This is a genomic window from Thiomonas intermedia, assembly GCF_002028405.1.
In the GTDB taxonomy this organism is placed as follows: Bacteria; Pseudomonadota; Gammaproteobacteria; order Burkholderiales; family Burkholderiaceae_C; genus Thiomonas; species Thiomonas intermedia.
On the sequence record NZ_CP020046.1, the window covers coordinates 908473 to 931497 of the forward strand.

27 protein-coding genes are annotated in these 23025 nt (G+C 67.0%); 14 read left to right on the top strand and 13 right to left on the bottom strand.

Annotated elements, in window-relative coordinates:
• Positions 1 to 15: 15 nt before the first annotated feature.
• Positions 16 to 993: an AAA family ATPase gene (locus BVH73_RS04255; RefSeq protein WP_079416388.1), complete on the bottom strand. Its 978-nt coding sequence runs from the start codon at positions 991 to 993 to the stop codon at positions 16 to 18.
• A 527-nt stretch (positions 994 to 1520) separates the two neighbouring features.
• On the opposite strand from BVH73_RS04255, the gene BVH73_RS04260 reads away from it, so the two are divergent.
• Positions 1521 to 2195 (top strand): ArsR/SmtB family transcription factor, encoded by a 675-nt coding sequence (locus BVH73_RS04260; RefSeq protein ID WP_079416390.1) that lies wholly within the window; start codon positions 1521 to 1523, stop codon positions 2193 to 2195.
• Positions 2196 to 2202: 7 nt separating this feature from the next.
• Positions 2203 to 3558 (top strand): MFS transporter, encoded by a 1356-nt coding sequence (locus BVH73_RS04265; RefSeq protein WP_079416392.1) that lies wholly within the window; start codon positions 2203 to 2205, stop codon positions 3556 to 3558.
• Here the strand turns inward: BVH73_RS04265 and BVH73_RS04270 are convergent.
• Positions 3530 to 3838 carry a cupredoxin domain-containing protein gene (locus tag BVH73_RS04270; protein ID WP_079420321.1) on the bottom strand — a complete coding sequence of 103 codons (309 nt, stop codon included), beginning with the start codon at positions 3836 to 3838 and terminating at the stop codon, positions 3530 to 3532. The two genes, BVH73_RS04265 and BVH73_RS04270, sit on opposite strands and share 29 nt — an antisense overlap.
• Positions 3839 to 3908: 70 nt before the next feature.
• On the opposite strand from BVH73_RS04270, the gene chrA reads away from it, so the two are divergent.
• From chrA to BVH73_RS04290, 4 genes are all read left to right on the top strand, one after another.
• Entirely contained in the window at positions 3909 to 5108 is a 1200-nt protein-coding gene (chrA, locus tag BVH73_RS04275) for a chromate efflux transporter (RefSeq protein ID WP_079416394.1), read from the top strand.
• Between the two features lie 79 nt (positions 5109 to 5187).
• Positions 5188 to 5826 (top strand): FMN-binding negative transcriptional regulator, encoded by a 639-nt coding sequence (locus BVH73_RS04280; protein WP_079416396.1) that lies wholly within the window; start codon positions 5188 to 5190, stop codon positions 5824 to 5826.
• A gap of 210 nt (positions 5827 to 6036) precedes the next feature.
• Positions 6037 to 6357, top strand: a complete 321-nt coding sequence (locus BVH73_RS04285; protein ID WP_079416398.1) for a CzcE family metal-binding protein — start codon at positions 6037 to 6039, stop codon at positions 6355 to 6357.
• A gap of 81 nt (positions 6358 to 6438) precedes the next feature.
• Positions 6439 to 6825, top strand: a complete 387-nt coding sequence (locus tag BVH73_RS04290; RefSeq protein ID WP_154048420.1) for a c-type cytochrome — start codon at positions 6439 to 6441, stop codon at positions 6823 to 6825.
• 76 nt (positions 6826 to 6901) lie between these two features.
• Here BVH73_RS04290 and ftsY read toward each other — a convergent pair whose 3' ends face one another.
• Entirely contained in the window at positions 6902 to 8002 is a 1101-nt protein-coding gene (ftsY, locus tag BVH73_RS04295) for a signal recognition particle-docking protein FtsY (RefSeq protein ID WP_079420324.1), read from the bottom strand.
• Between the two features lie 65 nt (positions 8003 to 8067).
• Here ftsY and rsmD point away from each other — a divergent pair, with 65 nt between their 5' ends.
• From rsmD to BVH73_RS04310, 3 genes are read left to right on the top strand one after another with little or no spacing between them, the layout of a single operon-like run.
• A complete protein-coding gene (gene rsmD / locus BVH73_RS04300) occupies positions 8068 to 8715 on the top strand; it encodes a 16S rRNA (guanine(966)-N(2))-methyltransferase RsmD (RefSeq protein ID WP_079416401.1) in 648 nt (215 codons plus the stop codon).
• Between the two features lie 34 nt (positions 8716 to 8749).
• Complete coding sequence (gene coaD, locus BVH73_RS04305) at positions 8750 to 9247, top strand: pantetheine-phosphate adenylyltransferase (RefSeq protein WP_079416403.1); 498 nt, start codon at positions 8750 to 8752, stop codon at positions 9245 to 9247.
• 9 nt (positions 9248 to 9256) lie between these two features.
• On the top strand, positions 9257 to 9520 hold the full coding sequence (locus BVH73_RS04310) for a YfhL family 4Fe-4S dicluster ferredoxin (RefSeq protein ID WP_079416405.1): 264 nt from the start codon (positions 9257 to 9259) through the stop codon (positions 9518 to 9520).
• 53 nt (positions 9521 to 9573) lie between these two features.
• On the opposite strand, the gene BVH73_RS04315 is transcribed toward BVH73_RS04310, so the two are convergent.
• The 6 genes from BVH73_RS04315 to BVH73_RS04340 all read right to left on the bottom strand — a co-directional run bounded on the left by BVH73_RS04315 (position 9574) and on the right by BVH73_RS04340 (position 13049).
• Positions 9574 to 10032 carry a hypothetical protein gene (locus BVH73_RS04315; protein WP_245800408.1) on the bottom strand — a complete coding sequence of 153 codons (459 nt, stop codon included), beginning with the start codon at positions 10030 to 10032 and terminating at the stop codon, positions 9574 to 9576.
• A gap of 4 nt (positions 10033 to 10036) precedes the next feature.
• Complete coding sequence (pth, locus tag BVH73_RS04320) at positions 10037 to 10654, bottom strand: aminoacyl-tRNA hydrolase (protein WP_079416407.1); 618 nt, start codon at positions 10652 to 10654, stop codon at positions 10037 to 10039.
• Between the two features lie 27 nt (positions 10655 to 10681).
• Entirely contained in the window at positions 10682 to 11725 is a 1044-nt protein-coding gene (locus BVH73_RS04325; RefSeq protein ID WP_079420327.1) for an NAD(P)H-dependent glycerol-3-phosphate dehydrogenase, read from the bottom strand.
• 34 nt (positions 11726 to 11759) lie between these two features.
• Complete coding sequence (gene secB, locus BVH73_RS04330; RefSeq protein WP_079416409.1) at positions 11760 to 12254, bottom strand: protein-export chaperone SecB; 495 nt, start codon at positions 12252 to 12254, stop codon at positions 11760 to 11762.
• A gap of 113 nt (positions 12255 to 12367) precedes the next feature.
• Positions 12368 to 12631, bottom strand: a complete 264-nt coding sequence (gene grxC / locus BVH73_RS04335; RefSeq protein WP_079416411.1) for a glutaredoxin 3 — start codon at positions 12629 to 12631, stop codon at positions 12368 to 12370.
• A 7-nt stretch (positions 12632 to 12638) separates the two neighbouring features.
• Entirely contained in the window at positions 12639 to 13049 is a 411-nt protein-coding gene (locus BVH73_RS04340) for a rhodanese-like domain-containing protein (RefSeq protein WP_079420328.1), read from the bottom strand.
• 197 nt (positions 13050 to 13246) lie between these two features.
• Between BVH73_RS04340 and gpmA the strand changes: the two genes are divergently transcribed.
• The 3 genes from gpmA to BVH73_RS04355 all read left to right on the top strand — a co-directional run bounded on the left by gpmA (position 13247) and on the right by BVH73_RS04355 (position 16397).
• Positions 13247 to 13954, top strand: coding sequence for a 2,3-diphosphoglycerate-dependent phosphoglycerate mutase (gpmA, locus tag BVH73_RS04345; RefSeq protein WP_079416413.1), 708 nt, complete (start codon positions 13247 to 13249; stop codon positions 13952 to 13954).
• Positions 13955 to 14080: 126 nt separating this feature from the next.
• Positions 14081 to 15583 (top strand): S41 family peptidase, encoded by a 1503-nt coding sequence (locus BVH73_RS04350; RefSeq protein WP_079416415.1) that lies wholly within the window; start codon positions 14081 to 14083, stop codon positions 15581 to 15583.
• Positions 15584 to 15620: 37 nt separating this feature from the next.
• The gene (locus BVH73_RS04355; RefSeq protein ID WP_079420329.1) at positions 15621 to 16397 is read left to right on the top strand and encodes a HesA/MoeB/ThiF family protein; all 777 of its coding nucleotides are present in this window, start codon (positions 15621 to 15623) and stop codon (positions 16395 to 16397) included.
• Positions 16398 to 16415: 18 nt separating this feature from the next.
• Here the strand turns inward: BVH73_RS04355 and BVH73_RS04360 are convergent, their stop codons facing one another.
• The 3 genes from BVH73_RS04360 to BVH73_RS04370 all read right to left on the bottom strand — a co-directional run bounded on the left by BVH73_RS04360 (position 16416) and on the right by BVH73_RS04370 (position 18660).
• Positions 16416 to 17201: an SDR family NAD(P)-dependent oxidoreductase gene (locus BVH73_RS04360; RefSeq protein ID WP_079416417.1), complete on the bottom strand. Its 786-nt coding sequence runs from the start codon at positions 17199 to 17201 to the stop codon at positions 16416 to 16418.
• Positions 17202 to 17276: 75 nt separating this feature from the next.
• Positions 17277 to 17627: an ArsR/SmtB family transcription factor gene (locus tag BVH73_RS04365; RefSeq protein ID WP_079416419.1), complete on the bottom strand. Its 351-nt coding sequence runs from the start codon at positions 17625 to 17627 to the stop codon at positions 17277 to 17279.
• Positions 17628 to 17718: 91 nt separating this feature from the next.
• Positions 17719 to 18660, bottom strand: coding sequence for a LysR family transcriptional regulator (locus BVH73_RS04370; protein WP_079416421.1), 942 nt, complete (start codon positions 18658 to 18660; stop codon positions 17719 to 17721).
• 131 nt (positions 18661 to 18791) lie between these two features.
• On the opposite strand from BVH73_RS04370, the gene BVH73_RS04375 reads away from it, so the two are divergent.
• Together BVH73_RS04375 and BVH73_RS04380 are read left to right on the top strand one after the other, a co-directional pair.
• The gene (locus tag BVH73_RS04375; protein ID WP_079416423.1) at positions 18792 to 20312 is read left to right on the top strand and encodes a CoA-acylating methylmalonate-semialdehyde dehydrogenase; all 1521 of its coding nucleotides are present in this window, start codon (positions 18792 to 18794) and stop codon (positions 20310 to 20312) included.
• A 79-nt stretch (positions 20313 to 20391) separates the two neighbouring features.
• Positions 20392 to 22071 (top strand): GMC family oxidoreductase, encoded by a 1680-nt coding sequence (locus tag BVH73_RS04380; RefSeq protein WP_079416425.1) that lies wholly within the window; start codon positions 20392 to 20394, stop codon positions 22069 to 22071.
• Positions 22072 to 22115: 44 nt separating this feature from the next.
• Here BVH73_RS04380 and BVH73_RS04385 read toward each other — a convergent pair whose 3' ends face one another.
• Complete coding sequence (locus BVH73_RS04385) at positions 22116 to 23018, bottom strand: D-hexose-6-phosphate mutarotase (protein WP_079416427.1); 903 nt, start codon at positions 23016 to 23018, stop codon at positions 22116 to 22118.
• Positions 23019 to 23025 lie beyond the last annotated feature (7 nt).

Below are 23025 nucleotides of genomic sequence, written 5' to 3' on the forward strand. Positions count from 1 at the left end.
CCTTCCCAGGGAAATTCAAGGCCACACCATGACCGCCAGCAGCTCGGCGATCAGCGTATCCGCCGTGACGTCGCGCAGACCCGCCTCCAGCGACAGCACGATGCGGTGGCGAAGCACGTCGGGCGCCAGCGCGATGACGTCGTCGGGCAACACGAAGTCGCGCCCACGCAGATAGGCCATGCCCCGCGCCGCATGCGCCAGCGCCAGCACCGCACGGGGCGACGCTCCGGCCGCCACCGTGCCGGCCAGCCCCGGCACCCGCTGCTCGGGTGCGCGCGTGGAGCGCACGAGTTCGACGATGGCCCGCTGCAGGCTTTCGGCCACATGCACCTGCAAGACCTCCTGCCTCGCCGCCAGCACGGCGGCCACGTCCAGCGCCTGAGCGCGGTCGCCGGCGGCAAGCTGACGTGCCGGATCGCTGGCCTGCAGATGCATCTGCAGGATGCGCCATTCCTCATCGGCTTCGGGATAGTCGAGCCGCACATGCAGCAGGAAACGGTCGAGCTGTGCCTCGGGCAGGGCGTAGGTGCCGGCCTGTTCGAGAGGGTTCTGCGTGGCCAGCACCAGGAACAGCGGCGGCAGCGCGTAGCTCACGCCGCCCACGGTGATCTGGCGCTCCTGCATGGCCTCCAGCAGGGCCGACTGCACCTTGGCCGGGGCACGATTGATCTCGTCGGCCAGCACGATGTCGTGAAACAGCGGCCCGCGCGCGAAGCGCACCGAGCCCTCGGCGGGATGAAACACCTCGGTGCCTGTCAGGTCGCCGGGCAGCAGATCAGGGGTGAACTGCACGCGCTGGAAACCGGCATGCACCCGGCTGCTCAGCGCCTTGACCGCCGTGGTCTTGGCCAGCCCGGGCAGGCCTTCGAGCAGCAGATGCCCGCCGGTGAGCAGGCCGATGACCAGACGATCGAGCAGCGCCGTCTGACCGACGATGTCGTTGGCGAGCTGAGCCCGCAAGGCGGCCACTTCGGCCTGGTGGGGATAGGTCATTGCGAATGAGAAAGTGAGTCCAAGCACATGGGGTGATCTTATTGATCCGCTACGTTGAAGTCTGAGACTGCGCCCCACCCCAGCCCTCCCCACATGTGGAGAGGGAGCCAACACCCCTCGCCCACCCGTGGGGAGACCGGGAGGGGCTTATGCAGATCACGCGCAGCGCCTTCTACTCCTCCCCCACCCGTGGGGGAGGCTGGGAGGGCTTATGCAGATCACGCGCAGCGCCCTCTACTCCTCCCCCACCCGTGGGGGAGGCTGGGAGGGCTTATGCAGATCACGCGCAGCGCCCTCTACTCCTCCCCCACCCGTGGGGGAGGCTGGGAGGGGGAGCCTTGCACGGCCTTGCCCGTGAACCACTCATCCTTCTCCATTCCGGCCCCATAGAAACAGCGCTGAACACGACGCAGCGGAATACCTCGGAGCGCGGCCGCCGACACCCGCTGTCGGTTGAACACGCCAGACAAAGCCTGCGATGCAAGAGCCCATGGACAATCATTCGCACGTTCGTTAGAGTGTAGCTAATGAACTCGCGTGAACTCAAGAATCATCTGTACGAACAGGTCGCCCGCATCGGCGCGGCCGTGTCCAGCCCCAAGCGGCTCGAACTGCTCGAAATCCTGGCTCAGGGCGAAAAGCCGGTGGACGCGCTGGCGCGCGAAGCCGCCATCGACATCAAGCTCGCCAGCGCCCACCTGCGCGTGCTCAAAGGCGCGCAGCTGGTGCAGGTGCGGCAGGAGGGCAAGAGCCGCGTCTATCGCCTCAGCGGCGCCGACGTGGCGGCGCTGTGGGTGGCGCTGCGCAGCGTGGCCGAGGCGCATGTGGCCGATCTTCAGGTGGTGATGCAGCGGCTGTTCGCCGGGCCCGAACGGCTCACGCTGGAGAGCAGCCAGACTCTGCTCGACAAGGTGCGCAAGGGCGACGCGGTGCTGATCGACGTGCGCCCAGAGGCCGAATACCGCACCGCGCATCTGCCCGGAGCGCGGTCGCTGCCGCTGCCCGAGCTGGAGGCGCGGCTGCGCGAACTTCCGCGCGACAAGGACATCGTGGCCTATTGCCGCGGGCCGTTCTGCGTGATGTCGGACGCCGCGGTGACGCTGCTGGTGCAGCGCGGCTTTCGCGCCAGCAAGGTGGCCGAAGGCGTGCCGGAATGGCAGGCCGCGGGGCTGCCGCTGGCGCGGGACGCTGCTGCATCCTGAGTCCGTCATGCGAGACGCCCACGCTGCGCCGCTCGCAGACGGTCGTGAAGGCGCCGATGTGACGCCGGCCCTGCACCGGCAGGGCATCCGCATCAATCTGCACCAGTTCATCTGGCAGGCGGTGCAGGTCGGCTTCGTCGGCCTGGTCATCGGCATGGAACGCAATGTGCTGCCGGTGGTGGCGGCGCAGGACTTCCACGTCCCCAAGTCGTCCTTCCTCTACCTGATGGCCTTCGTCGTGTCGTTCGGGCTGGTGAAGGGGATGCTGAATTTCGTCGCCGGACGGCTCTCCGAACGCATCGGGCGCAAGCCGGTGCTGGTGATGGGCTGGCTGGCGGCCATCCCCATTCCGCTGCTGATCTACTTCGCGCCGAACTGGTGGTGGGTGGTGGTGGCCAATCTGTTCCTCGGCATCAACCAGGGCTTCGCCTGGAGCATGACGGTGACCAGCAAGGTGGACATCACCCGCGCCGAACAGCGCGGACTTGCCACCGGCATCAACGAGTTCGCGGGCTATGCCGCAGTGGGGCTGGCCGGCATCGCCACCGGTTATCTCGCCTCGCTGTACGGGCCGCGACCGGCGCTGCTGGGTTTCGCGCTGGTGGTCATCGCCATCGGCCTGGGAACCGCGCTGCTGTTCGTGCGCGAAACCCTGCCGTGGGCGCGCGCCGAGAGCCGTCGGCATGCCGACGGCAATCACCAGGGACTGAAGCCGAAGTTCGCCGAGGGGCTGCCCGCACACCCGACGTCGCGGCAGGTGTTCGCCTTCGTGTCGTTTCGCCACCGCACCTTCTCCGCGCTGTGCCAGGCCGGCGTGGCCAACAAGGTGGCCGACACCCTGCTGTGGGTGCTGTTCCCGCTGTACCTGCACAGCCACGGTCTGGACGTGGTGGCCATCGGCTGGATCACCGGGGTTTACGGCCTGAGCTGGGGCGCCTCGCAACTGTGGACCGGGCCGTTATCGGACCGCATCGGTCGCAAGCCCACCATCGTCGCCGGGCTGTGGCTGCTGGCGCTGGGCGTGGTCTCGGTCCCGCTGGTCGCGGGCATGGCCGCATGGCTGGCCGCGGCCGTGGTCATGGGCGTGGGCATGGCGCTGCTCTACCCCAACCTGATCGCTTCGGTGGCCGACATCTCCCACCCGAACTGGCGCAGTTCGTCGCTCGGCACCTACCGCTACTGGCGCGACACCGGCTTCGCCCTGGGAGCGCTGCTGCTGGGCGCCATCGCCCAGGCATCGGGCCTGATCGCCCCGGCGTTCTGGTGTACCGCCGCGCTGCTGCTGGCCTCGGGCGCGTGGGTGTGGCTGCGCGCGGAGGAAACCCTGCCCAGGCTCACTTCACCGTCACCACCCCGGTCATGAAGGTATGCACCGCGCAGTGATACGGATAGCTGCCGGGCTTGTCGAAGGTATGGCTGAAGGTCTGCCCGGGCTGAAGCATGCCCGAATCCCACAGCCTGGTATCGCTGGTGGCGGTGTGGCCGAAGGCGTCGGCATTGGTCCAGATCACCGTGGTGCCCGGCGCCACGCTGACCGCGGCCGGATGAAAATTCATGCCCTTGATCTGAATCTGCACGGTGGCCGCTAGAACGCTGGCGGGCAGCATGAGCACGGCGAAAGCGAAGCTGGCGAATCGGCGCATGGCGGTCTCCTCGGTGTCATGCTGCATCCATAGAATTTTCACGGCCCGACCGGGTAGCTCGATAACCCCAATGTCCGACACGACAACACCTCCCCTGACCGACCGCCCCGGCCCCATCTTCGCGGCCTTCCTGCGACTGGGCCTGACCGCCTTCGGCGGCCCGATCGCCCACCTGGAGTCTTTCCGCCGCGAGTTCGTCGAGCGGCGCGGCTGGATCTCGGCGCAGGCTTACGGCGATCTGGTGGCGCTGTGCCAGTTCCTGCCCGGCCCGGCCAGTTCCCAGGTGGGCATGGGCCTGGGTCTGGTGCGCGGCGGTCTGCCCGGCGCCTTCGCGGCCTGGCTGGGCTTCACCCTGCCCTCGGCGCTGGCCATGGCGGCGTTCGCCCTGCTGTTGACCCACGTCGGCGGGCTGACTCACGGCGGCTGGCTGCACGGGCTCAAGCTCGTCGCGGTGGCCGTGGTGGCGCAGGCTCTTTGGGGCATGGGCCGCAGCCTCTGCCACGACCGGACGCGCGCCAGTCTGGCAGTGGCCGCCGCCGTGCTGGCTGCCGTGGTCCCCGGGGTGGCCGGGCAACTCGCGGTCATCGTGCTGGGCGCGGTAGTGGGGCGCTGGCTGATCCGTGCGCCCCTGGAAGCGGTCCATGCGCCGTTGCAGCTGACGCTGCAGCGGCGCAGCGCCTGGATGCTGCTCGGAGCGTTCGGTGTGCTGCTGGTCGGGCTGCCGGTTCTGGCGGCCTCGGCGCAGCAGCCGACGCTGTCGCTGTTGGCCGGTTTTTACCGGGCCGGGGCTCTGGTGTTCGGCGGCGGCCACGTGGTGCTGCCGCTGCTGCAGGCCCAGGTCGTGCCCGGCGGCATGGACAACGCCACCTTTCTCGCGGGCTACGGCGCCGCGCAGGCGGTGCCCGGTCCGCTGTTCACCTTCGCGGCGTTTCTGGGTGCGGCCTCGGCCCAGGGACCGGGCGGATGGGTGGGGGCCACCGTGGCGCTACTGGCCATCTTCCTGCCCGGTTTTCTGCTCGTGGCGGGCGCCCTGCCGCTTTGGAATGCGCTACGCAGCCATCCCGCTCTGCGCAGTGCGCTCATGGGCATCAACGCCGCCGTCGTCGGCCTGCTGCTGGCGGCCTTCTACGACCCGGTGTGGACGGCCGCCATCCACACGCCGCGCGATTTCGCCCTGGCCCTGGCCGCGCTGCTGTTGCTGCAGATCTGGAAGGCCCCGCCGTGGGCCGTGGTGCTGGGCGGCGCGGCCATCATGGGCGTGCTGGGCTGAGGCGCGAGCCTGTTCTGCGGCATCATGGCACAGGCCAACGGCCTGCGCGCAGGCTGCCATCCCATCGAAAGTCAACGCCATGTACCTTCCTGCCCACTTCGCCATCACCCAGCCCGACGAATGGCAGCGCCTCCTGCGCGCGCATCCCCTGGGGATACTGATCACGCAGACCGCCGAGGGACTCGACGCCAACCACATCCCTTTCGAGTTCGACGCGGCGCCGGGCGGGCTGGGCAGGCTCACCGGCCACGTGGCCCGCGCCAACCCGGTGTGGCAGCAATGCCGCAACGGCGCCGAGGTGCTGGTCGTCTTCCGTGGCGCCGGGGGCTACATCTCGCCGAGCTGGTATCCGAGCAAGCACGAGACGCATCGGCAGGTGCCCACCTGGAACTACGAAGCCGTCCACGCCCACGGGCGGCTCACCGTGCACGACGACGAGCGTTTCGTGCGCGGGGTGGTGGCCCGGCTCACGCGCACCCATGAGGCGCACGAGCCCCGCCCCTGGAAGATGGGCGACGCCGCGCCCGACTACATCGATGCCATGCTGCAGACCATCGTCGGCATCGAGATCACCCTCACCCGGCTCGAAGGCAAGGCCAAACTGAGCCAGAACCGGGAACCGCGCGACCGTCAGGGCGCCATCGAGGCGCTGCGCCAGCGCGGTGACAGAAACCTGTCCGAAGCGATGGCGCTGAGCCTTCTTCCCGAGTCGCGCTGAACGCGGCAGTCGCCGCCGACATCGGCCCGATGGCGGGTCTGCTCCATTCGCATCACGGCGCCACGATGGGTTGTCGCCTCGGTCCGCGCCGCGCCATACCCCCTCTAAGGAAGTGCTAAGGCGGCGCGCGAACACTGCAGTCGTCCACACGGCAAAACGCGGTGTGGCGATCAACAACCGGGGCCTCGGCCCTGTCAAGGAGTACACATCATGCAAAAACGCTCTGTCTTCATCGTCCTGGCCGGTCTGTCCATGGCCGTCGCCGCCCAGGCGGCCGTTCCCACCAGTCTTGTCGGCGATGCATCCACGCCGGCCATGGCCACGCAAACCCTGGTCCTCACCCCCACGACCGACAACGTGAACGTGGATTGGGGCCAGACGGTGGACTTCAAGCTCAACAACCAGCAGTTCGCCTTCGATTTCGACGGCGTGCGTGAAGCGTCCAGAATCAATCTGCAGCGCGTGGCGCCTGCGGGCATGCTCGACCATCCCGTCTACGCCTACGTGCAAGACTTCCCGCACGCACGCTGATTCCCGCGCGGCCTGCAACCTCGACGCCGCGGGACCTGATCCCGCGGCCATGACGCACACAACACTCCTGAAACATCCCCCATGTGGAAATCCATCACTCTGGGCTGTCTGATCGGCCTGTCTGTTCTGCCCCCGACGGCCTCGGCATCGCCTTCGGCGCCCATGCGGCACGAGCCCCGGCCGCCCGCCTTGCTGGCCGGAAAAACCCTGTTCGATGAACATTGCGCCTCCTGCCATCAGGCGGATGGGCGCGGAGGTGCGCGGTTCGGGCATGTGGTCGCCGCCAACCTGCGGGCGCCGCATCTCGAAGCGGTGTATCACCACAGCGACGCCCTGATCGTTCGCGCCATTCTGCAAGGCAAGGACGAAGACGGCGAGCACCTTCAGCCGCCCATGCCGCGCTGGGTCGGCCGACTCTCACACGCCCAGGCCGTGGCCATCGTGGGCTACCTGCATACGCTGCACTGAAGCCCCCTTCAGGGCTGTGTGCACGCCACACCGCCCTGAAGGGCCAACCTCTCGGGAACGACCCTTTCGACCGGCGTCAATCGCCGACCAGTGCCCGTGCAAACGCGCGGGCATCGAAGGTCTGCAGATCCTCCAGCCCTTCGCCCACGCCGATGAAATACACCGGCACCGGCCGTTCGCGGGCGATGGCGGCGATCACCCCGCCTTTGGCGCTGCCGTCGAGCTTGGTGATGACCAGGCCGGTGAGGCCGAGCGCATCGTCGAAGGCGCGCACCTGCGCCAGAGCGTTCTGGCCGTTGTTCGCGTCGATGACCAGCAGCACCTCGTGCGGGGCGCCGTCCATGGCTTTGGCCACCACGCGCCTGACCTTCCTGAGCTCTTCCATCAGGTGCAATTGAGTGGGCAGCCGGCCCGCCGTATCGACGATGACGACGTCCATCCCGCGTGCCTTGCCAGCGCTGACGGCGTCGAACGCCACGGCGGCCGGATCGCCCCCGTCCTGGGCGATCACCTGCACGGCGTTGCGCTGACCCCAGGCGACGAGTTGCTCGCGCGCCGCGGCGCGGAAGGTATCGCCTGCGGCCAGCAGCACTTTCGCGCCAGCGCCCAGCAGATGCTGGGTGAGCTTGCCAATGGTCGTGGTCTTGCCCGCGCCATTGACGCCCACCATCATCAAGACGGTGGGGCTCTGGCGGCCGATGTCAAGCGGCTTCTGCAGGGGCCCGAGCAGATCGGCCAGCGCGTCGGCCAGCAAGGCGCGGACCTGCATCGGCGTCTCCGCGCGGGCTGCTTTCACCCGCCGCCGCAGATCGGCCAGCAAGGCGGTGGTGGCGGGCATGCCGGCATCGGCCATGATCAGGGCGGATTCGAGTTCCTCATAAAGTGCTTCGTCGATCCTGCTGCCGCCGAAAAGCCCGTTCAAACCCGCACCGGTCTTGCGCAGGCCTGATCGCAGGCGGCTGAACCAGCCGGAGGCGGGCGCCTCCTCCACGACCTGCATGGCTTGCGCCGACGTGTCGTCGTCCGGCAATGCAGGCTCGAACGTCGGCGCGGGCGCCGGGAGCGAGACCGCCTCGGCCATCGGCCTGTCCGAAGGCGTCGCCTCGGGCACGACCTCGACCGTCACCTCGGGGGCGACGGTTTCGGGAGCGGATTTGCGTTTGAAGAAGCGGAACATGGACGGCCGATCGAACAAGGGAGAACACAGAAGGCGGGTGCAGCTTCCCTACAATTTACCTGCCCATGAAAACATCCTCTCCAGGCCGCCGCGCCCCAACGCCCGCCGCTCGCCGCCCTCGTCCCCATGGCGGTGAAGTCCGCATCATTGGGGGTTTGTGGAAACGCAGCAAACTGACCGTGCCCGATTTGCCGGGCCTGCGCCCCACGCCGGACCGGGTCCGCGAGACCGTGTTCAACTGGCTCGGTCAGACGCTTGCCGGCCTGCGTGTGCTCGATCTGTATGCAGGCAGCGGCGCGCTCGGGCTGGAGGCGGCCTCGCGCGGCGCGGCCTCGGTGCTGCTGATCGAACAGCAGCCGCGCTGCGCGGCCGCCATCACCGCAGCGGCGCAACGCCTGGGCGCCGCGCAGGTGCAGGTGCGCGCGGCCGATGCGCTCGCGTCCACGCACGGTCTGGCACGCGCTGGTGAGCGCTTCGACGTGGTGTTCATCGACCCGCCCTACGCCAGCGCGCAGCAGCTCGCCGCGCTGCAGGCGGTGCAGCCCCTGCTCACGCCGCAAGGCCTGGTCTATGTCGAAGCCGATACGGGCGATCTGTTCGATGCCCTCGCTGCAGAAGGCTGGACGCTCTGGCGGCGCGGGCGTGCGGGCCAGGTCCATTTTGCTTTGCTGCATCGCAACACATCCGACGCGCAGTCGGCGCAAAACCCCTAAACTGCGCCTTCCCTCCCTCGTCCGCCCCGCTGTCATGCTGCTCGCCATCTACCCCGGCACCTTCGATCCGCTCACCCGCGGCCATGAAGACCTGGTGCGCCGCGCCAGCAAGTTGTGCGACAGGCTTGTGGTCGCCATCGCGGCCGGCCATCACAAGAACGCCATGTTCACCCTGGACGAGCGCCTGGAGATCGCACGCGAAGTCCTGGCGCCGTATCCCAACGTCGAGGTCAGCGGTTTCACCGGACTGCTGCGCGACTTCGTCGTGACACGCGGCGGCCAGGTGGTGGTGCGCGGGCTGCGGGCGGTGAGCGACTTCGAATACGAATTCCAGATGGCCGGCATGAACCGCCAGCTCATGCCCGACGTCGAAACCCTGTTCCTCACCCCGGCCGACCAGTATCAGTTCATTTCCGGGACGTTCGTGCGGGAAATCGCCATGCTTGGTGGCGATGTGAGCAAGTTCGTGGTCCCCTTGGTGATGGAGCGGCTGCAGGCCAAGGTGGCCCAGCGCCGCTCGGCTGCAAACTGAAGGCGCATCATGGCCCTGTGGATCACCGACGACTGCATCAACTGCGATGTGTGCGAGCCCGAATGCCCGAACGAGGCGATTTCCATGGGCCCCGAGATCTATGAGATCGACCCGAACCGCTGCACCGAGTGCGTGGGCCATTTCGACACGCCGCAATGCGTGCAGGTCTGCCCGGTGAACTGCATTCCCGTGCGTCCCGACCGTGTGGAAAGCCGCGAACAATTGCTGGACAAGTATCGCCAGCTCACCGCGGCCAAGGCGCTTCAGCCCTGAAAGCGCGCGTGGCGCGCCGCTCAGGGTGCGCTTAGGGTGCGCTTAGGGTGCGCTCAGGGACTGGCCTCGGCGGGCGCGGGCACCTTCACCTGACGTTCCTTGATCTTGTGCAGACGGTGCTTGTGATGCGCAGCCTGCGCCCGCTTTGCCGCCTGCTCGGCCTTGCGCGCCTGCAAAGCCTGCTCCCGGCGCTGCGCAAGCTGTGCCGCCGCGGCCCTGCGAGCCTCCTGCGCCTCGGCGGCGGCGCGCTCTTGATCGCGGGCGTCGAGCAGGTCTTTGAGGCGCTGCTGCTGATGGTCGGCCTGCTCGCGTTGTTCGGGCGTGCGGCCGTCCTGCGCGGGAATCGTCTGACCCGATCCGCAAGGCTGGTGCGAATACAGATTGCCGCAACGCCACACCGGCGCAGTCTTGCCGTCGTCCGTCGTCTGCGCGCCAACGTCAGCGCCGGCGCACGCCATCAGCGTCGCCCAAAGCACCAGGGACAAGCCCGGAAGTCGCACCGCGGTTCGCATGGCGTCAACCTTGGGCGGGCGGTGAGCCAGACTTCTTGCCAGGCTCACCGCGGTTGCTGCGATGAAGCTGCATCATCGCGGCCTCGAACTCGCCTTTGAGCAGGTGCGGCAGCACGGCCTGCGACTGCTCCATGGCCTGCTCGATCAGTTTCAGCTCGGATTGCGGCGGCTTGCCCAGCACGAAGCCGATCACCGCCGCCCGGTCGCCCGGGTGGCCGATGCCCAGGCGCAGGCGCCAGAAATCGGGCGTCCCCAGATGGGCGATGAGGTCGCGCAGGCCGTTGTGTCCGGCGTGGCCGCCGCCCAGCTTGAGCTTGGCCTGGCCCGGCGGCAGATCGAGTTCGTCGTGCGCCACCAGAATGTTCTGCGGCGCGATCTTGTAGAAGCGGGCGAAGGCGCCGACGGACTGGCCGGAGCGGTTCATATAGGTGCTGGGTTCGAGCAGCCAGAGCTCGCGGCCGCCCAGGCGCACGCGCGCGACGTCGCCGAAAAAGCCGCGTTCGGGCTTGAGGCTGGCGCCAGCGGCGGTGGCGATCTGGTCCACCAGCCAGAAGCCGGCATTGTGGCGATCCAGGGCATGCTCGGGCCCGGGATTGCCCAGGCCGACCAGAAGTTCAATCATGCGAAGTCCGTAGGAATGAAGACGGGCTCATTCGCCGCGCGGCTGGCGCTGCAGCAGCCCGCTGAGTGCCGCCTGCGGCGTCAGTTTGCCTTCGAGCAGACGGCTCACCGCTTCGGTGATGGGCATGGCCACGCGGTGGGCGCGCGCCAGCGCGAGCGCGGTCTTCGCGGTATGCACGCCCTCGGCCACATGACCCAGCGCAGCCACCACCTGCTCCAGCTTCTGGCCCTGCGCCAGCGCCAGACCGACCCGGCGATTGCGGGACAGATCGCCAGTGGCGGTGAGCACCAGATCACCCAGGCCGCTCAAGCCCATGAAGGTATCGGCCTGACCACCCAGCGCCACGCCCAGCCTTGACATCTCGGCCAGCCCCCGGGTGATGAGCGCGGCGCGCGCGTTGTGGCCCAGCCCCATGCCGTCACTCACGCCGGTGGCGATGGCCAGCACGTTCTTCACCGCGCCACCCACCTCCACGCCGACGACGTCGGGCGTGGCGTAGATGCGCATCGCGCCATGATGCAGGGCCGCCACGGCAGACTGTCGCAGCTCGGCGTCGGCGCTGGCCAGGGTGAGCGCCACGGGCAGGCCGCGCGCGACCTCCAGCGCAAAGCTCGGCCCGGACAGCGCACCCGTCGCCGGGGGCGCATCCATGCCGGCGAACACGGCATCGATCACGGCATGCGGCAGCAGGCCGCTGCCCTGCTCGAAGCCCTTGCACAGCCAGACCAGATGCCGCACCCGCGCGCCGTGCGGCTTGTCGGCGTTGAAAATCCGCACCGCCTGTGCCGTGGCCCGCAGCCCGGATACCGGCACCGCCAGCAGCAGCAGGCCTTGGGGACCGGCGGCGTGACGCAGCGCGGCGTCCAGATCCGCCGTGACGCTCAAGGCCGGCGGCAAAGCCACTTCGGGAAGATAGGCCGCGTTGAGGCGCGTGGCCTGCAACTGCTGCATCTGCGCCGCGTCGCGCCCCCAGAGCAAGACGGCCTGATGCGCGGCAATCTGGCAAGCGATGCCCGTACCCCAGGCACCGGCGCCCAGCACGGTCAGCGAGCGAGGCGTGTGCGGCTGCATCGGCAAGATGGCGTGCGATCGATCAACGGAGCGATCAGTTCAGGCGGTCGGGCGTGATGATGGAAGGCGCGTCGTTGGCGGCCTGCTGCTGCGCCTGCTGCTGTTCGTACATGGCCTGGAAGTTGATTTCGGCCAGGTGAACCGGCGGGAAGCCCGCGCGGGTGATGGTGTCGGCAAGATTGGCGCGCAGATAGGGATAGACGGTCTGCGGACAGGCGATGCCCAGCAGCATGTCGGCATGTTCCTGCGGGATGTTGCGCAGCTCGAAAATCCCGGCCTGCTTGCCTTCCACCAGAAACAGCACGCGGTCCTGCATGCGGGCCGTGATGGTGGCTGCCACGGTGACCTCGAACAGCCCCTCGACGACGGGTTGCGCTTCCACGCTCATCTGAACATCCACATTGGGCTGCTGCTGCTCCAGCAGGATCTGCGGCGAATTCGGCTGCTCCAGCGAAAGATCTTTCAAATAGCAGCGCTGCAGCATGAAAACCGGATCGGCAGACTGAGTGTTCTCGGGGGTGGCGCTCATCAAAAATTCTCCATGGAAAAAAGCCCGCAGGATGCGGGCGTCGATTGATTGCGAGGGATTCTAGGCCTGTGGCGCGACGGAGCCGTCCAACCCACCGGCCGGCCGCGCGGGTCTCAGGCCGCTTCGCGCAGCAGCGCCATCAGACCGCCCCGGGCGTCGAGCGCGTAGAGATCATCGCAACCGCCCACATGGGTGTCGCCGATGAAAATCTGCGGCACCGTGCGGCGGCCGGTCGCCGCCATCATGTGCTGGCGCTCCCCGGGATCGAGATCGATGCGGATCTCCTCGATCTCTGCAACGCCGCGCTTCTGCAGCAGCGCCTTGGCGCGAATGCAGTACGGGCAGACGGCGGAGGTATACATGCGAACCTTGTTCATTCGACGCTCATCCTTTCTCGACCGGCAGCCCGGCTTCTCGCCAAGCCCGCATGCCGCCGGCAATGGCCGAGGCGTTCACAAAGCCTTCCTTGCGCAACTGCGCCGCGGCGCGCTTGGCGCGCATGCCCGAAGCGCACATCACCAGCACGGGTGCGTTCTTGTCCTTGGGCAGATCGCTCAGACGCTTGTCGAGCTGGCCCAGCGGAATGCTCTTGCTGCCCACGGCGTGCCCGGCCTGAAACTCCGCCGGTTCGCAGACGTCGATCATCACGCCTTTTTCGCGGTTGACCTTGAGCACGGCCTGCGCCGCGCTGACGCCGTCCGACCCCGAGATGCCGCCGTAGGAACTCCACAACAGCATGCCGCCAGAGGTCAAGGCAATCAGGACGAGGGCCCAGTTTTCGATGATGAACTGCACTTCACGATCTCCCAGAAAGGTGGACATTCTAAAAAATCAAATCCGCAAGCGCTGATGTATGGTTATCAGCCTCCTTGCGAGTCGAGTGAATTGCTGCAGTGCAGCGACGCACGACGCGTGGACTACTATTCTGCCTGTGCCATGCGCTGACGCGCCTACTGAGGCCATCCTTCTTGACTTCGCACTCCGAGACTCCCATGTACAAACTCGTCCTGCTACGCCACGGTGAATCGACCTGGAACCAGCAAAACCGCTTTACCGGCTGGACCGATGTCGATCTGACCGAGCAAGGCATCCGGGAAGCCCGCGCCGCCGGGCGACTGCTCAAGGAACTGGGTTACGGCTTCGATCTGACCTACACCTCGGTGCTCAAACGCGCGGTGCGCACCCTGTGGCTGACCCTCGATGAACTCGACGCCATGTGGCTGCCGGTCGTGCACACCTGGCGCCTCAACGAGCGCCACTACGGCGCGCTTCAGGGATTGAACAAGGCGGAAACCGCCGCCAAGTTCGGCGACGAGCAGGTACACATCTGGCGTCGCAGCTACGACATTCCGCCGCCCCCGCTCGACGACAGCCACCGTCAGGAACTGGCCGCCGATCCGCGCTACGCGCGCCTCAAACCCGAAGAGCTGCCGCTGACCGAATGCCTGAAGGACACCATCGCACGGGTTCTGCCGTTCTGGCACGAATCGCTGGCACCGGCCATCAAGGCGGGCAAGCGCACGCTGGTGGTCTCGCACGGCAACTCCATGCGCGCCATCATGAAGTATCTGGAGAACATCTCCGACGATGACATCACCGGGCTGAATATTCCCAACGGCATTCCGCTGGTGTACGAGCTGGACGGCGATCTCAAGCCTTTGCAGCGCTACTACCTCAACGCCGCGGGCGGCAAGGTCTGATTGCTACCGGGTTCTTCCTCGGCGGTCTATCCCGCAGGCGCCCTGCGGGATGCAGGGCAGCTACGCCGCCCCGAGAGCGTAGCCCCTATACTTCCCGCTCTTCGCAGACACTCCGCTTGACCCACCATGGCCAGTAAATTCCGAGTCGCAGCCTGGGTTGTCGTTGGTGCCATCACGGGCATCATGGCCACCCTGCAAGTCCAGGCGCTGGCGCGCAACACGACGTCGCCGATCCCGCTGGAGGAACTGCAACAGTTTGCCGCGGTTTACGGCCTGATCAAGGCCGACTTTTTCGAGCCGGTCGACGGCAAGAAGCTGGTCGAAAACGCCATCAATGGCATGGTCAACAACCTCGATCCTCACTCGGAATACCTCGACAAGAAGGATTTCAAGGATTTCAAGGAAAGTACCAGCGGCAAGTTCGTGGGCGTGGGCATCGAGATTGCCGCCGAAGACGGACTGGTCAAGGTGGTGTCCCCCATCGAGGGCTCTCCTGCCGCGCGTGCCGGCATTCACGCCGGTGACCTGATCACCCGCATCGACAGCACCGCCGTGAAGGGGCTGAGCCTGAACGACGCGGTCAAGCTCATGCGCGGCAAGCCGGGCACCAAGGTCACGCTCACCGTGCTGCGCAAGGCCGAGAACCGCACCCTCACCTTCACCGTGACGCGCGAGCTGATTCAGGTGCAGAGCGTCAAGGGCAAGATGATCGCCCCGGGCTACGGCTGGGTTCGCATCACCCAGTTCCAGGCCGATACGCTCAAGAGCTTCGTGGCCAAGATCGATGCGCTCTACAAGGAAGATCCGGCCATGAAGGGTCTAATCCTCGACCTGCGCAACGATCCGGGCGGATTGCTGGAAAGCGCGGTCGGCGTGGCCTCGGTGTTTCTTCCCAATGATGCCGCCATCGTCAGCACCAAGGGCCAGATGCCCGAGGCCAACGCCACCTATCGCAACACGCCCAGCGATTACATGAGCCGCGCTGGCGACAACCCGCTGGAAACCCTGCCGGCGGGCGTCAAGACGGTGAAGCTGGTGGTGCTGATCAATGGCGGCTCGGCCTCGGCTTCCGAGATCGTGACCGGCGCGCTGCAAGACTACAAGCGCGCGGTGGTCATGGGCACGCTGTCATTCGGCAAGGGATCGGTCCAGACCGTGCTGCCCCTTGGGCCCGATACCGCGCTCAAGCTGACCACGGCGCGTTACTACACGCCCAACGGCCAGTCGATCCAGGGCAAGGGCATCACCCCGAACTATGAGGTCGATCCGCTGGAGAGCGGCGACCCCTACGCCGCCCTGCGCATGCGCGAGATCGATTACAAAAACCAGATCGGCACCGGCAACGAGGCGGCCGATGCCAAGCGTGTCGAGGACGACGTGCGCAAGCAGGAAGACGCCCGGCGACTGCTCGAAGCCGAACTCCAGAAAGACCCGAACAAGCTGCCCAAGCTGCCCGAATATGCCAGCAAGGAAGACTGGCAGGTCACGCAGGCGATGAATTACCTCGAAGGCAAGCCGGTGGTGACGGCCAAGCATCCCGCGCAGACGGCCAAGGCGAAAACCCCGGCCGCATCAGGCCCGGCCAGCAGTCCCAAGGCCGACGCCAGCGGCGTCAGCAAGGGCAAGTAAGGGCAGGAATCCGTCACCAGGGTTGGCGGCCGCCGGCATGTCCCTCGACGATCGCCAATTGCTGCGTTACTCGCGGCACATTCTGCTCGACGAAGTTGGCATCGAAGGTCAGGAACGTCTCGGTGCCAGCCATGCCCTCATTCTCGGGGCCGGTGGCCTGGGGTCTCCGGCCGCCCTCTATCTGGCCAGCGCAGGCGTCGGCCGCATCACCCTGATCGATGACGACACGGTCGATCTGACCAATCTGCAGCGGCAGATCGCCCATACCGAAGCGCGCCTGGGCCAGCGCAAGGTCGACTCGGCCCGGGTCGCCATGCTCCAGATCAACCCCGAGATCCAGATCCACGCGCTAGCGCACCGGGCGGACTCGGCCCAGTTGCAGGAGCTGGTCGCAAGCGCCGACGTGGCGCTGGATTGCAGCGACAACTTCGCCACGCGCCACGCGCTGAACCGCGCCTGCGTCAGCCATGGCGTTCCGCTGGTCAGCGGCGCGGCCCTGCGCTTCGCGGGCCAGGTCAGCGTGTTCGATACCCGCCGCGACGCTGGGGGTGAGCGCGGCCCCTGCTATGCCTGCCTGTTCCCACAAGACGCCCCCGCCGAGGAGGTGAACTGCGCCACCATGGGCGTGCTCGCCCCGCTGGTTGGCCTGGTGGGCAGTCTGCAGGCCGTTGAGGCCCTGAAAATTCTGTGCCAGACCGGCCAGACCCTGCGCGGCAGGCTGCTGCTGATCGATGCGCTGGACACTGATTTCCAGACCGTCAACCTGCAACGCAACCCGCTTTGCCCTGTCTGCGGGCATCTCCCGGTGAGCTGACTTTTTTGGGGGACGCCGTCAGACCTCGCGCATCTTCCAGCCCGCCAGTGCGGTCGCCAGAGACCGCGGGGTAAACCTCACGCCCATGGCCAGAAGGCGGTTGAACAGGCCGTGAACAGCCACCCGCTGGCCCCGCTCCATCGCCTGCACTCCGTAGCGCGCCACGGCTTCCGAGGTGGCGAGGTGTCCCTTGAACAAGGCCGATCGCTGCCCCTGCGCGCGGGTGCCGAAGTCGGTGAGCGTGGCCCCGGGACACAGCGCGGTGACCCGAACGCCCTGTGAGCGCAACTCGGCGTCCAAAGCCTCGCTGAAAGACAGCACGTACGCCTTGGACGCAAAGTACACCGCCATACCCGGCCCCGGCTGAAAGGCCGCGGTGCTGGCGACATTGAGAATATGCCCGCGGCCCTGACGCAACAGATCGGGCAGAAGTCGCATCGTCAGGCGGGTGAGTGCACTGATGTTGAGATCGATCATGCCCTGGGTCTGGGCCACGTCCGCCTGCGCCAGCGGTCCGTAAACGCCATAGCCCGCATTGTTGACCAGCACGCTGGGCGAGATGTCGGCCGCAGCGATGCGCGCGACCAGTTGCTCGGGGCCGTCGATCGCGCCCAGATCGACGGGCACGCACAGGCAGCTCACGCCGTGGTCAGCCGTCAACGCGGCCGCGAGAGTCTGCAGCTTCGCCTCATCCCGCGCCGTCACGATCAGGTTGTAGCCGCGCGCTGCCAGCTCGCGTGCGATATCTCGGCCTATGCCGCCGGAAGCCCCGGTGACCACGGCCCAACGCTGAGGTTCCATCATGTCGCCCTTTCATCCATGCGTTCAAACTTATAAACTTAAATAACCCAAACGTACCGGCCATGCGCTCTGCCGCTCTCAGCAGCTGGCCTCGATTTCGGCCACGAATTTTTTGAGCAGCACCAGCGCATCGTCCGCACTGAGGGCGTAATAGTTCTCCACCCCCGCTTGGCGTACGGTAACCAGCCCCGCCTGGCGCAGGATCTTGAGGTGGTGGCTGATGGCAGGCCGCGATAGCGGCAGTCGCTGCGCCAGCTGGCTGACGTTGAGCTCGGTGTCCTGGGTCAGCAGCAGCAGGATCTGCTGCCGCCCCGTCTCACCCAGGGCAAAGAAGAGCGGAGTGCAGTCCGAGAAGGTGTGCGCGATCTGGTTGAGCAGTTGCGGGTCGACGCCATGGCCCGCAACGCTGGAAGGGTTCTCTTTGGTCATGCCTTACTCAGCGTTGATATGTTTAATTGTTTAAACTTATCAATATCCTAGTCCACCTTTCAGCGGGGCGCAACGTGGCTTTGACGCGGCGTCAAAAGCTGCTGGCCAGCGACTCTCGCAGGTGCTCGACCAGAAGCTGGACCGCGCGAGGCGTGCTTGGGCTCCAGGGTCGAATCGCGTAAATGGATTGACCGAAGAAGCCCACGGCCCGCCATTGCGGCAGTACCGTCCGCAGCGTGGATGAGCGACCGCCCAGATCAAGGCTGAAGTCGGGCGCCAGAGCGATGCCCAGCCCGGCACGCGCCGCTTCCCGCAGCACTTCGCTGGTGTTGGCCCTCAGCGGCCCCTGCACGGTCACGCGCACGCGCTGGGGTTCAGCCGCTTTGTCCCCTGGCTGTTCGAACATCCAAATGGCGGCACCTGGGCGCAGATAGGTCAGGCAGGCGTGCCGCGCGAGATCCTCGGGATGGTCGGGCTGACCATGCCTGCGCAGATAGGCCGCACTGGCCACCAGCAGGGAGCGGGTGTCGCACAGCTTCCACGCCACATGACTGTCCGGCGGCGCGGCCACGTGCCGCACGGCCAGATCGAAGCCCTCTTGCGGCAGATTGGTCAACCGGTCCGACAGATCCAGTTCGACCTGGATATCCGGATATTGGCGCAAAAAGCTCAGAACGTGCGGTGCCACATGCTGCCGCCCCAGCGCCACCGGGGCCGTGACGCGCACCAGTCCACGCGGCGATGCAGCCAGATCGTGCACCGCGCCAACGCTGTGCACGATCTGGGCGAATGCAGGCGCCGTCTCGTCGACGAGTCGCTGTCCGGCTTCGGTCAGACGCAGGGTGCGAGTGGTCCGCCGCACCAGGGGGACGCCGACGCGGCGCTCCAGCGCGGCAAGCTGCTGACTGACTGCGGCCTTGGAGACCCCGAGTCGCTGCGCGGCAGCGGTCACGCTGCCCTGCGCGGCGATGGTGCCCAGCCAGTGCACTTGTTGCCAGAGCAGATCGTCACGCGTGGCCAAAGACAGGGACATCACTTCCTCCAGAGAATTGATTGTTCATTTTTCAAAACAATGTTGTCAGTTTAGAGCGCTGTTCAAACGACGGGACGGCTCCTAGACTGAATGGATCTTTCTCATGGCCGTTGTTCACAGGAGACTCCATCATGGGCGCACCGCACCCGTTCACAGGCACCGCCGACGCGGTGCATTTCATTGGCGGACGCACGGTTTCGGCCGAGGGCGCACGCAAGCAGGCCGTGTTCAACCCGGCCACGGGTGCCGTGTCGAGACAGGTCGAACTGGCTGATGCGGTCCAGGTGGACACCGCCGTCGCCGCCGCACACGCCGCGTTTCCGAAATGGGCCGACATGCCGCCGATCCGCCGTGCCCGGGTGATGTTCAAATTCCTCGACCTGCTCAACCAGCACCGCGACACCCTGGCCGCCATGATCACCGCCGAGCACGGCAAGGTGTTCACCGACGCACAGGGCGAGGTCACCCGCGGCATCGAGATCGTCGAGTTCGCCTGCGGCATTCCGCAACTGCTCAAGGGCGACTACACCGAGCAGGTATCCACCGGCATCGACAACTGGACGATGCGACAGCCCTTGGGCGTGGTGGCCGGTGTCACCCCGTTCAACTTCCCCTGCATGGTGCCGATGTGGATGTTCCCGGTGGCCATCGCCGCGGGCAATACCTTCGTGCTCAAGCCCAGCCCGCTCGATCCTTCGCCCAGCCTGTTCATGGCCGAACTGCTCAAGCAGGCCGGCCTGCCCGACGGCGTGTTCAACGTCGTGCAGGGCGACAAGGTGGCGGTGGATGCCCTGCTGGCGAACCCGGACGTGAAGGCCATCAGCTTCGTCGGCTCGACCCCGGTGGCGCATCACATTGCGCAAGAGGCCGCCCGCCAGGGCAAGCGCGTGCAGGCGCTGGGCGGCGCCAAGAACCACATGGTGGTGATGCCTGACGCCGACCTCGATCAGGTCGTGGATGCCCTGATGGGCAGTGCCTTCGGCTCGGCCGGCGAGCGCTGCATGGCCATCTCGGTGGGCGTGCTGGTGGGCGACGTGGCCGACAAGATCCTGCCCCGCCTCGTGGAGCGCACGCAGGCGCTGAAGGTGAAAAACGGCATGGAACTCGACGCCGAGATGGGGCCCATCGTCACCGACGCGGCACGCGAGCGCATCGCAAGCTACATTGCCTCGGGCGTGGAGCAAGGCGCGAAGCTGCTGGTGGACGGTCGCGGCCAGGCGGTACCCGGTCATGAAGCCGGTTTCTGGATCGGCGGCACGGTGTTCGATCACGTGACGCCCGACATGCGCATCTACCAGGAAGAGATCTTCGGCCCGGTGCTGTCGTGCGTGCGCGTGGCCGACTTCGGCTCGGCGCTCGATCTTGTGAATGCCCATGCCTACGGCAACGGCGTGGCCTGCTTCACCCGTGACGGTCATGTGGCGCGCGAGTTCGGCCGCCGCGTCCAGGCCGGCATGGTGGGCATCAACGTGCCCATTCCAGTGCCGATGGCCTGGCATGGCTTCGGCGGCTGGAAGGCCAGCCTGTTCGGCGACATGCATGCCTATGGCGAGGAAGGCGTGCGCTTCTACACCAAGCAGAAGAGCATCATGCAGCGCTGGCCGGAAAGCACGCCCAAAGGCGCCGAGTTCGTCATGCCCACGGCGAAGTAAGCCGAACGCGCCGCCGCTGCGGCATGGCGGCACCGCGTCTTGCAACCGTTCGGCGCGGTCATGTCATGATGCACGCACCATGAGCGACTCCACCTTCGACTACATCATCATCGGCGCGGGCACCGCGGGCAGCCTGCTGGCCAACCGCCTGAGCGCCGATGCCGACAAGCGCGTGCTGCTGATCGAGGCCGGGCGCAAGGACGATTACCACTGGATCCACATTCCCGTGGGCTATCTGTACTGCATCGGCAACCCGCGCACCGACTGGCTCTACCAGACCGAAGCCGACCCCGGGCTCAACGGCCGCACCCTGCGCTACCCGCGCGGCAAGGTGCTGGGCGGGTGCAGCAGCATCAACGGCATGATCTATATGCGCGGCCAGGCCCGCGACTACGACGCCTGGGCCGCCCTCACCGGCGACGACACCTGGCGCTGGGACGCCTGCCTGCCCGACTTCATCGCCCATGAAAACCACTGGCGCCGCGATGCCGGTGCCGACCGTGCCACCGACCCCGCCTTCGCCGCGCTGCACGGCCACGGTGGCGAATGGCGCGTGGAGAAGCAGCGCCTGCGCTGGGACATCCTCGACGCCTTCGCCCAGGCGGCACAACAGGCCGGCATTCCCGCCACCGACGACTTCAACCGCGGCAGCAACGAGGGCGTCAGCTATTTCGAGGTGAATCAGAAGGGCGGCTGGCGCTGGAACGCAGCCAAGGCGTTTCTGCGCCCGACCTGCTATGGCCGCAAGAACTTCGAGCTCTGGAACGGTGCTCACGTCTGCCGCCTGCTGTTCGACACCGCGCCAGACGGCAGCCCACGCTGCACCGGCGCCGAAGTCTGGACCGGCCGCGAGACGCTCACCGTGCACGCCACCCGGGAGGTGCTGCTCAGCGCGGGCGCCATCGGTTCGCCGCAGATCCTGCAGCTTTCGGGCGTGGGGCCTGCGGCGCTGCTGCAGCAACACGGCATCACGCCCGTGATCAACCTGCCCGGCGTGGGCGCGAATCTGCAGGATCATCTGCAGATTCGCGCGGTGTTCAAGGTGCAGGGCACGCGCACGCTCAACACACGGGCGGCGTCAAGCTGGGGCAAGGCGATGATCGGTCTGGAATATGCCCTCAAGCGCACCGGCCCGATGAGCATGGCGCCCAGCCAGCTCGGCGTGTTCACCCGCAGCAGCACGCAATACACGCATCCCAACCTCCAGTACCACGTGCAGCCGCTCAGCCTGGACGCCTTCGGCGAACCCCTGCACGCTTTCGACGCCTTCACCGCCAGCGTCTGCAACCTCAACCCAGGCAGCCGCGGAACGGTGCGGATCAAGAGCCCGCGCTTTGCCGACGCACCGGCCATTGCGCCCCATTACCTCAGCACCGACGAGGATCGCCAGGTGGCGGCCGACAGTCTGCATCTGACCCGCCGCATCGTGGCGCAACCGGCGCTGGCACGCTACGCGCCGGAGGAGTTCAAGCCGGGCACGCAGTTTCAGACCGATGCCGAACTCGCCCGCCTGGCCGGAGACATTGCCACCACCATCTTCCACCCGGCCGGAACGACGGCGATGGGCCGGGCCGACGACCCCGATGCGGTGGTGGATACGCGGCTGCGCCTTCACGATGGCCGCGGCGGCGTGGTGACCGGGCTGCGCGTGGTCGACGCCGGGGTGATGCCCCGGATTCCCAGCGGCAACATCAACAGCCCGACGCTGATGATCGCCGAGAAGGCCGCCCGCTGGATCCGCGAAGCGGCCAAGGGGTAGCCGGTGTGCAGGCCCGCGGCTGACGCGAGCGCCTCAGTGCGCGTTCACAGCGCCTCGGCGCTGTAGCGCACGCGCAAAGTCTGCGTCGCGCCAGGCGCCAGGCTCAAAGCATTGTCGGCGGCGTTGGCCGATTCCACGCAAAGCATGTTGCGCCAGCCCTGCGCGGTGTAGTCGCCCATGGCAGCGGCCTTCTGCTCCCAGGGCGTCCAGACCACGGTGGAAGCCGATCCCTGCTTGGCAATGCGCAGCCGCCGCTGCAGGCGGGCATCGACGATGACGCATTCGGCCGTCGTATCCACATACACGCGATCGGTTTCGCCGCCAAAGCGCAGCGCGCCCGCCTGACGCTTGTGGGCGAAGTCTTCGGTCTTGTCGAGATAGGCGCAGCCGTCCAGCCCGTGCAGCTCGACCTCGGCAATATCGCCGACCTGAAAGTAGGTGTGGAGCGCCTCGCTCAGCGGCAGGGCCTGGTCACTGGCGTTGTGCGTGATCAGCGCCATCTCCAGCACGTCCGACACCTGCACGCGCAGAATCACGGGCGTGTCGTGCGGCCACTGGGCGCGCGTGGCCTCCGAGGGCTGCAGTTGCAGGGTCAGATGGGTGACGCCGTTCGTGGCGCCACTGTCGATCACCGCCCACGGCACGGTACGCGCAAAGCCGTGTGCCGGGAACTGGCTTTCGCGCGGATGCGCGCCAAACCACGGCCAGCACACCGGCACGCCGCCGCGAATAGACTTGCCCGGCAGGTAGCGCGCCGCCTCGGAGACCCACACCACCGGCTCCGGCTGGGCCTTGGGGCGGAAATTGGTGAGATGCGCGCCCTGCAGACAAAGGCTGGCCTGCCCGGCGGCGTTGTCGATCTCGGCGAAGATCAGACCGGTCGGATGGGCGCGGAAGGCCAATTGACCGGGGATGGCGAAACGGTTGAGCGTATCGAGGTTGTGCATGGGCGTC